Genomic DNA, 9,092 nt, shown 5'->3' with positions numbered 1-9,092 from the left:
CTTCAGCGAGGCTCAGGCGGCAGGACGCTTCGACGCCGAGATCGTGCCGGTCGAAGTCACATCCCACAAGGGCACGGCGGCCTTCGGGCGCGATGAGCACAATCGCCCCGACGCCACCGCCGAGGGCCTCGGCAAACTCAGACCGGCCTTCCGCAAGGACGGCACCATCACCGCCGGCAACGCCCCCGGGCTGAACACGGGCGCGGCAGCGATGATCGTCGCTGATCGCGCCTGGGCGGAACACCATGGCCTGGAACCCATGGCGCGGTTGGTGAGCTACGGTATCGGCGCGGTGGAACCCGGCTACTTTGGCCTGGGCCCGGTGCCGGCGGTGCAACAGGCACTGGCACGTGCCGGCTGGAGCGTAGGTGATATCGAACGCATCGAGATCAACGAAGCCTTTGCTGCCATCGTCCTTGCCTTGACCCAGGAGCTCGGTCTGGCCGAGGATATCGTTAACGTGGAAGGCGGCGCGATTGCGCACGGCCACCCTATCGGGGCCACCGGCGCGGTTCTGACCACCCGGCTATTACACGCCATGGCCCGAGATGGCGTGCGCCGTGGCGTGGTTACCCTGTGCATCGGTGGCGGCCAGGGGGTGGCGCTGGCGTTGGAACGCCTGACGTAACCGCCAATTAACCTGAACGCGCAGCTCGCGATTTAAAGGTGTCGAGCTGCGCCACCCAAAAGCTGAATTATTCTGAGCCAGGAAAAGGAGGAGACAACAATGAAACGCAAACGAGAAGAGCAAAAGTCTTTCGAGGATCCGGTCTGCGGCATGCAGGTCAGCTACAAGACCGCCCCCGCGGAGTCCGAATACCAAGGTAAACGCTATTACTTCTGTGCGACGGCCTGCCGTGAACAGTTCGACGCGGACCCCGAACGGTATGTTCGAGTGCACCGGCAGCATGGGTCAAGACATGAGTGAACCAGTGAACCTGGTGCCCCTCCATCCGTGACCGTGATCGGCGCAGGCCCTGCTGGTTTGGCCTACGCCATCCTGGGCCGAATTTTGTATCCGTTTTCACGGCGGCATGGGCAGATACCCCGGCACGATCCCGACTGCTGCGATAACGCCTGTACCTGTTTGCGCTGCCTGTGCGGGCGCCACATTAACTCGGAAACGACTGCGTCACGACTAAAGCCCATTCATTGAAATTCTGAAGAAGATGAGGACGAACATGGGATACATTGACAGGAAACGATCCAAGGGCTTGGTCGATCGCCCGACATTTCTGCAATACCGGCACAGCGTTGGCGCTCACCTATCATGCAAGCCGTGAAACGTATAATCGTGGCGGCGTCGGTTCTCCTCGTGCTGGTCGGCTCAGCCGGCCTCGGCTGGAAATATCTCGGTTGGAAATACGAAAGCGATTCGCACGAAGACTATGATCGCCTGGAACTACTGGGCAATGTCGACGTGCGACAGGTCAATCTGGCGTTCAAGGTCCCTGGGCGTATAGCCGCGCTCACCCAAGAGGAGGGCGACGCCGTTGAGGCAGGACAGGTTATCGCGTCCCTTGAGCGGGGTGACTTCGACGATGAGACCCTCCTGGCTCGATCACAGGTCGAGCGCCAAGCGGCCGCACTCGCTGCGCTGGAAACTGGCACACGACCGGAGGAGATCGCCCAGGTGCGCGCCCTGGTCGCGCAGCGTCAGGCGGCGCTACGCCTCGCCCAAGCCACCCTAAGCCGCCAACAGGAGCTGGCGGCACGCAACGCTGCCTCGCATCAGACCCATGACGAAGCGCAGGCGCGTCTGGACGAAGCCCGGGCCCAGCTGCGTGCCACAAAGAAAACCCTCGAACTGGCGGAGGCCGGGCCGCGCCGGGAAGACATCGACCAGGCCCGCGCTCAGCTCAATGCCGATCTCGCCGCACTCAGCCTTGTGCAGCGACGCCTTACCGATGCAACCCTGATCGCACCCAATGACGGGGTAATCCTGACGCGCGTGCGCGAGCCGGGCGCCATCGTAGCGCCGGGTGAGACGATCTACACCCTGACCTTGACTTCGTCGGTCTGGGTCCGCACCTATGTGAACGAACCCGAACTTGGCCACGTCCGTCCAGGCATGCCAGCCGAGATCCGCACCGACTCTGGCGGGGTCTATCGAGGACAGATCGGCTTCATCTCGCCGCGCGCCGAATTCACACCCAAGACCGTGGAGACCCGCGAGCTCAGAACCAGCCTCGTCTATCGGCTGCGGGTGATCGTCGAGGATCCGGACGACGGCCTCAGGCAGGGCATGCCGGTGACGGTGATCCTGCAACCAAATCAGGAGGCTGAATCATGACCGAGACTCTTGTCCGGATCGATGGGGTCACAAAACGCTTCCTTGAGAATGGAACACCCGCCGTCGAGGCGCTGACCACTCAAATCAAGTCCGGCCAGGTCACTGGTCTGGTCGGACCCGACGGCGCCGGCAAGACCACACTCCTGCGCCTCATCGCCGGCCTGCTCCTGATCGAGGACGGCACCCTCCGCGTTTGTGGCTTCGATCCGAAGACACACGCCGCTCCCCTGCACCGTGTCGTCGCCTATATGCCCCAGCGTTTCGGCCTCTACGAGGATTTGTCGGTGATCGAAAATCTCGAACTCTACGCCGATTTGCGCTCGGTAATCGGGACTGAACGGGATGAAGCCTTCGCGCGGCTGCTGTCGTTCACCGGGCTCGGGTCCTTCACCGGACGACTCGCCGGAGCGCTCTCTGGCGGCATGAAGCAGAAGCTCGGCCTCGCCTGCGCGCTGATCAAGCGGCCCCGGTTGCTGCTGCTCGACGAACCGAGCGTCGGGGTCGATCCCCTCTCGCGACGCGAGCTCTGGCGCATGGTCTACGAACTTGTTGATCAAGACATTGGTGTGGTCTGGAGCACCGCCTATCTCGACGAGGCCGAACGCTGCGCCTCGGTGCTGCTGCTGAGTGAAGGCAAAGCGCTGTACCAGGGGCCGCCCCAGGCACTGACCCGAAGCCTTGAAGGACGGACCTTTCTGGTTCGAAACATAAGTGGCGAGCGCCGCGCCGTGCTGGCTCGCGCTTTGGAACGGCCCGCCGTGATCGACGGCGTCATCCAGGGACGCAGCGTCCGGCTGGTGGTCGGCAAGGGTGGCGCTGCACCAGCGCCAGACGACATCGGCGCCGGGCCCGAGGCGGTGATAGCAGCTGTGCCCCCGCGCTTCGAAGACGCCTTCATGGACCTGCTCGGCGGCGGCCCACGGGGTCGATCGCCCTTCGCGGACGCCTATGCATCCCGGGAACATCCTATCGACAGCGTCGTCGAGGCCCAGGATCTCGGGCGCCGTTTTGGCACCTTTACCGCCGCCGACGGGATCCATTTCCGGGTCAAGCGGGGCGAGATCTTCGGGTTGATCGGGCCCAACGGCGCCGGCAAGTCGACAATCTTCAAGATGCTGTGCGGGCTGTTGCGGCCGACGTCCGGGACGGCCCATGTCGTCGGGCTCGATCTCGCCAAGGCTCCGAGCGAGGCGCGGGCACGGCTCGGCTACATGGCGCAGAAGTTCTCGCTCTACGGCGATCTGAGCGTACGACAGAATCTGGAATTCTTCGCCGGCGTCTACGGACTCGGCGGCCGCCGGCGCCGCGACGCCCTGAAACGCATGGTCGAGACCTTCGCCCTCGGCCCCCATCTCGATGTCGACGCCAGCACCCTGCCGCTGGGCTTCAAGCAGCGGCTGGCGCTTGCTTGCGCGGTGATGCATGACCCCGACGTGCTGTTTCTCGACGAGCCCACCTCCGGCGTCGACCCCCGCACCCGGCGCGAGTTCTGGTCGCACATCAATGCCATGGTAGCGAACGGTATGACCATCATGGTGACCACCCACTTCCTCGACGAGGCGGAGTACTGCGACCGCATGGCGCTGGTCTATCGCGGCCGCGTCATCGCCATCGGCGCGCCGGATGACCTGAAGGAGCGGGCTCGCGGTGCGGGCCGACCCGATCCGACCCTCGAGGATGCCTTCATCGCCCTGGTCGAAGCCGATGACCGCGAGAGTCTGGCATGAACGCGAACATCTCACCAAGCAAACAGAAGCTTCGCCGGGTTTTCGGTATCGTGCGCAAGGAGACTCGCCAGGCCTGGCGCGATCCCAGCAGCATCCTGGTGGCCGTCGTGCTACCGCTGATTCTGCTGTTCCTGTTTGGTTACGGCGTCACCTTCGACCCGCGCTTCTTCACGGTCGGGTTGGTGGTCGAACAGCCGACCCCCGAGAGCGGCAGCTTCACCGCAGCGCTGTCCCACTCACCCTATTTCAGAATTGAAACCGCGCGCGATCGCCGCACCTTCGAGGCGGCTCTCGTCGCTGGCGACATCCACGGTATCGTCGTGCTGCCGGCCGACTTCGCAGGGCAGGCGTATCGCGGCGAGAGCGCACCGATTCAGGTTATCGTCGATGGCAGCGACCCCAACACTGCCGATCTGGTGGGCAATTACTTAGGGCTGCTGTGGGCGAACTGGCTCGAGCAGGAGTCGGTTGGTCGGGCCCAGCCCCTGCTGCCCACGGCCGTCGAGCTCCAGCCGCAGGTTTGGTTCAACCCGGAGGCCTCGAGCCGCCACTACCTGGTACCCGGTTCTATCGCCATCATTCTCACCATGATCGGTGCGTTGTTGACGGCGCTCGTGATCGCCCGTGAGTGGGAGCGTGGCACCATGGAGGCGCTGCTCGCCACCCCCATCGAAATTCCCGAGCTCCTGGTCGGTAAGCTGGTGCCATATTTCCTGCTCGGCATGGGCTCGATGGCGCTTTCGGTCGCCACTGCCGTGCTCCTGTTCGGCGTACCCTTTCGCGGCTCCTTCGCGCTGCTCACGCTGGTCTCGGCAGTCTTCCTGTTGGCCGCCCTGGGTCAGGGGCTCTTGATCTCGACGGTGACCCGCAACCAGCTCGTCGCGGCGCAGGTCTCCATTCTGTCGGCCTTTCTGCCGGCCTTCTACTTCTCGAACTTCGTGTTCGAGATCGATAGCATGCCCTGGGCCCTGCAGCTCATAAGCTACGCGGTGCCGGCCCGCTACTTCGTTTCGACGCTGCAGACACTGTTCCTCGCCGGTGACATTTGGAGTGTGATCCTGCCCGACCTGCTGGGGCTCGCGGCAATCGCCACCGGCTTCTTTACCCTGACAGCTATAACCACGCGCAAGCGGCTGGAATAGGTCATGTGGCGGCGCATCCTGGCACTGATCACAAAAGAACTTCTGGCCAGCGTCCGCGACCGGCAGACGCGCTGGGTGGTTCTGTTCTCGCCGCCATTTCTGCTGCTGATCTATGCTTTCGCCATCACCCAGGAAGTCACGAACGTCTCCATGGCGGTTCTCAATCAGGACTTGGGACGGGAAGCCCGCGAACTCGTTAGCCGCTTCGAAGGGGCCGAGACTTTCGAACGCATTCACTATCTGACAAGCGTGGCCGAGATCGCGCCGGCAATCGAGTCCCAGGACGTGATCATGGTGCTCCACCTCGGGCCGGACTTCTCGCGTCGGATCGCCGCCGGGGAGCGCGCCGAAGTCCAACTGCTACTCGACGGTCGGCGCACCAACGCGGCGCAGATCCTGCTGGGCTATGCCACGCGCATCGTCGCGCGTTTCAACGAAACACTGAGCAAAGGCGGCGCGCGCCCGCCGACGAGGGTGATCACACGGGCCTGGTTCAACCCTAATGCCGAACCGCTGTGGTCGGCCGTCCCCGCCCTCTTCGCGGTCCTGACCGCAATGGTCGGCTTCATGGTCTCGGCGTTGGCCGTCGCCCGCGAACGGGAACTCGGCACCTTTGAGCAGTTGCTAGTCTCGCCGCTTCAGCCGGTCGAGATCCTCGTCGGCAAGACGGTACCGGCGCTGCTCATCGCCCTCACCAGTGCCAGCGCCATGCTCGCACTCGGTTGGGTCGTGCTCGACGTGCCGCTGAGGGGCTCGCTGATAGGGCTGTTTGCCGGTATGACGGTGTATCTCGCCGCCATCATCGGCATCGGGCTGTTCATCTCATCACTCGCCTCGACCCAACAGCAGGCTGTCATCGGACTGTTGCTCTACCTGGTGCCGGCCGTACTGCTGTCCGGCTATGCGACCCCGGTGGAAAATATGCCCGACTGGCTCCAGTGGCTCAGCACTACCAACCCGATCACCCACTTCATCGCCATCTGCAAGGGCGTATTCTTGAGAGCCGTGCCGGCGGACGTCATCCTCCGTCATATCTGGCCGATGGCGCTGATCGCGACCACCACGCTCTCGGCCGGGACCTGGCTGTTCCGGCGACGCACCACCTAGACATGACCTGGGTATAGCACCTCAAACGCGTGTTCAAGATCGACATCGAAGCCTATGAGCAGTGCAGCGATTCCGGGCAAGGTCCTCGCCGGCAATTCAGCGAGACAGATCTTAATGCCCAGTGGCCGGGGGAGGCAGCGCCCCACCGAGTTAACGATATTGGCGATCCGGGGCACTGCGGCTGAGCAGGGTGGCGAGTGGTCGCAACGCGGGGATATGGTCAAAAACAATCACGATCGTGGCGGTGAGCAGCACCCCGACCAGCATGCCAGCCAAACCCCAGATCCAGCCCCAGAAAACGATGGAAACAAGCACTACCAGTGGTGAGATGGCCAGACTACGACCTGTCAGGCGGGGATCGATGACATTGCCCAGCAATTGCTGGATGACGATCAACCCGGCGATCGCCACCAGCGCCCACTCGGGCCCGAATTGCAGCAAGGCAATGACGGCCACCGGGATCACGGCGATGGTGGAGCCGATATAGGGAATGTAATTGAGCAGAAAAATAACGATCCCCCACAACAACGCGAAATCCACCCCGAGCAGCCACAGCCAAAGGCCGCTGATCGCCCCGGTGATTGCGCCGATCAGGGTTTTGACCACGAGAAACCGGCGCACCTGCTCTGACGCGGTGGCAATCGTTGCCAGGATGGTCTGCATGCGGGTTTCACTGAGGCCGGCGGTCATTGTTTTCCGCCATTCACCGGCCTCAATTAACATCAACAGCACCAGAAAGAACACCAGCATCAGCATGGCCATCAATAGCCACAAATATCCAAATCCGGACGTCACCAGGCCCAGCGCTGGCCCATACAGATTGCGAAGTGGCTCGGTAAGGATATCGACATGCATCGCGTGGCGTTCGGCAAGTGCTTGTAACTGCGCCCAGAGTTGCTGAGCGGCCGCGGTATAAGTCGGCGCTTTGGCCAGTATCATACTCAGACTGAACCACACGCTCGCCACCAGCACACCGAGTACGGAAAGCAAAACGCTCATGCACACCACAATGCTCAGCCAGCGCAACGGCCGCGGCAACCAAGCATTAAGCCGGCTCTGCAATGGTAGCAGGATGAGCGTGACGAAAAACGCCAGCGTCAGCGGCATGGTGACCACATAGGTCGCCTTGAGCGCCCACCCCACCAAAATGACCGTGATCAGCGTCAACAGAATGATTATGGTCTGACGACCGGGATCTACGTTGGCTGCAGCATCAGGCATACGCCCCCCAATTTATCATGTTGCTCACCGGAAGCTCCCCTTTAACCAGCAGCTCTAATCCCACGATTGTGCCAGCCGAGACATAGCAAAACCTCGTTCGTCCTGATCGCACGCGACCAAGACGAACGAGCAACTGCAAGCCCGATATATGGACGGCCTTGCCAGCCTGCGATCGGCCTATGGCTTGCTGATAACGCCGGTCCAGTATTGATCGAGGCTGTTGCGCCAGTCCTGCCCGGAGCTCGCTTCGAAATTCCGTCGCCCTACCTTGGGTGCTGCTGCGAAGGCTTCGGGCGACACGTCGAGCACGTAGATCTCGTGATCGTCAGTGGCGCGCAGATCGGTCCAGCGCACCGCGACCAGCTCCCTGCCCAGTCCAAGGAAGCCCCCGCGGGAGATCAGGACGTAGGCGATCGTCTGCCGTTGCGGGTCGAGCACGACATCCTCGATTTCACCCAACGTCGCATCGTCGGGAGTGCGGAGATCCGCACCGATGACCACATCCGCACGCATCAGTCGGCCCATCTCGGTCACGGGCGCAGCTCTTGTCAGATGGGCGCGCCGCCACGCCGTCCGCACCTCGGGATCGTCGGCTTCAAGGCCGACCAGTTCCTCATGCGCCTCATAGATTTGGCGCATGGAGGCGAGCACCGTCTGGCAGGCCTTTTCGTCGCCTCTGAGCGCATAGACCCCAGCTGCGTCGCGTAACGCCAACATTTGCTGACGTGGTGTACCGGTCAGGCCGTAGCCCAACCCGCCGTAACCAGCGTAACCCCCAGCATAACCGCCGGGCGCCAACACTCCGAAACCGACGCGGGCTAATTCGTCCTCGAACGCCAGAAGGTCGCTCCGACACTGCTGGACCTCCTGTCCCTCCGAAACAGTTGCGTCGGGAAGGGCTTCTACATCCGCCGCTCGAACGGCGAATGGGAAACTCGCCACCGAAACGATCATCGTAGATAAAAATAGCTTTGTTGGCCGCATGAGAGCATCCTTTTCTTGATCAACGGTCCGGCCGGCAATCGGTCGACATCCTTGCATCCTCTTACACTTTGATCGCGGTAGTTGTCAAGCACGTTGTCGTCTCCGAGTGCATTACGTCACTGGCGCATTACATTGATACCCAGTGGCTGAAGACGGCCACCCCGATGACGCGCCGAGATGGTGCCGCCGGGATCGATGGCCAGACGGCGGATGACTTCGCGCACGGAGCCGTATGCGTCAATCGCGCACGTCCGGACCCGCGGGGGCCGGGTTGAGCAATCGCCCGGTCTACCCGACCCGCATTCCTTTATCTTACTCATCTCACGAGGTTTTTCTATATCGATGACTGGCAACGCCAGCTGGCGGGGCGAGCATGAGGGCCAGTTGCTGGCGGGCGCCATATCAACCCGGAGACTACTGCGTCACGACTGAAGCCCATCCATTGAAACCCTAAGGGAGATTAAACAAAACTGAAAGGTAACTATTCAGTCGGTTTCATTTAAAACGTTCTGATCATTATCTGGTGGCGCCGTCATGAAGGCCGGCATACGCCCCTCGAACAGGGACATCAGCGCATCGGAGGCCGTCAGCTTCTGCTTGCGCGCCGTGGACAGATAG

Annotated in this window: 8 protein-coding genes; 6 read left to right on the top strand and 2 right to left on the bottom strand. The window is 62.3% G+C overall.

From position 1 onward, the window contains the following. The 6 genes from AC13C0_RS00395 to AC13C0_RS00370 all read left to right on the top strand — a co-directional run. Positions 1-628, top strand: a 628-nt coding sequence (locus AC13C0_RS00395) for a thiolase family protein (protein ID WP_482953722.1), incomplete at its 5' end; no start/stop codon positions are given. Between the two features lie 99 nt (positions 629-727). Beyond that, on the top strand, positions 728-928 hold the full coding sequence (locus tag AC13C0_RS00390) for a YHS domain-containing protein (RefSeq protein WP_482953721.1): 201 nt from the start codon (positions 728-730) through the stop codon (positions 926-928). Between the two features lie 342 nt (positions 929-1,270). Then, positions 1,271-2,293: an HlyD family secretion protein gene (locus AC13C0_RS00385; RefSeq protein WP_292273134.1), complete on the top strand. Its 1,023-nt coding sequence runs from the start codon at positions 1,271-1,273 to the stop codon at positions 2,291-2,293. Continuing rightward, positions 2,290-4,020 carry an ATP-binding cassette domain-containing protein gene (locus tag AC13C0_RS00380; RefSeq protein WP_482953720.1) on the top strand — a complete coding sequence of 577 codons (1,731 nt, stop codon included), beginning with the start codon at positions 2,290-2,292 and terminating at the stop codon, positions 4,018-4,020. The genes AC13C0_RS00385 and AC13C0_RS00380 overlap by 4 nt, the downstream gene beginning before the upstream one ends. Next, positions 4,017-5,162, top strand: coding sequence for an ABC transporter permease (locus AC13C0_RS00375; protein ID WP_482953719.1), 1,146 nt, complete (start codon positions 4,017-4,019; stop codon positions 5,160-5,162). The genes AC13C0_RS00380 and AC13C0_RS00375 overlap by 4 nt, the downstream gene beginning before the upstream one ends. A 3-nt stretch (positions 5,163-5,165) precedes the next feature. Further along, positions 5,166-6,269, top strand: a complete 1,104-nt coding sequence (locus tag AC13C0_RS00370) for an ABC transporter permease (RefSeq protein ID WP_482953718.1) — start codon at positions 5,166-5,168, stop codon at positions 6,267-6,269. Between the two features lie 150 nt (positions 6,270-6,419). Here the strand turns inward: AC13C0_RS00370 and AC13C0_RS00365 are convergent, their stop codons facing one another. Further along, positions 6,420-7,490, bottom strand: a complete 1,071-nt coding sequence (locus AC13C0_RS00365) for an AI-2E family transporter (protein WP_339779990.1) — start codon at positions 7,488-7,490, stop codon at positions 6,420-6,422. A gap of 177 nt (positions 7,491-7,667) precedes the next feature. After that, a complete protein-coding gene (locus tag AC13C0_RS00360; protein WP_482953717.1) occupies positions 7,668-8,474 on the bottom strand; it encodes a PRC-barrel domain-containing protein in 807 nt (268 codons plus the stop codon). Between the last annotated feature and the right edge of the window lie 618 nt (positions 8,475-9,092).

This window comes from Marinobacter sp. B-21 (assembly GCF_056857895.1).
The sequence above is the reverse complement of the archived record's forward strand: the minus strand, read 5'-3'. Positions and strand labels throughout refer to the sequence as shown.

Excerpts from the sequence above, each read along its gene's own strand:
- AC13C0_RS00390 (WP_482953721.1), top strand. The coding sequence starts at position 728 with ATGAAACGCAAACGAGAAGAGCAAAAGTCTTTCGAGGATCCGGTCTGC.
- AC13C0_RS00385 (WP_292273134.1), top strand. The coding sequence starts at position 1,271 with ATGCAAGCCGTGAAACGTATAATCGTGGCGGCGTCGGTTCTCCTCGTG.
- AC13C0_RS00380 (WP_482953720.1), top strand. The coding sequence starts at position 2,290 with ATGACCGAGACTCTTGTCCGGATCGATGGGGTCACAAAACGCTTCCTT.
- AC13C0_RS00375 (WP_482953719.1), top strand. The coding sequence starts at position 4,017 with ATGAACGCGAACATCTCACCAAGCAAACAGAAGCTTCGCCGGGTTTTC.
- AC13C0_RS00370 (WP_482953718.1), top strand. The coding sequence starts at position 5,166 with ATGTGGCGGCGCATCCTGGCACTGATCACAAAAGAACTTCTGGCCAGC.
- AC13C0_RS00365 (WP_339779990.1), bottom strand. The coding sequence starts at position 7,490 with ATGCCTGATGCTGCAGCCAACGTAGATCCCGGTCGTCAGACCATAATC.
- AC13C0_RS00360 (WP_482953717.1), bottom strand. The coding sequence starts at position 8,474 with ATGCGGCCAACAAAGCTATTTTTATCTACGATGATCGTTTCGGTGGCG.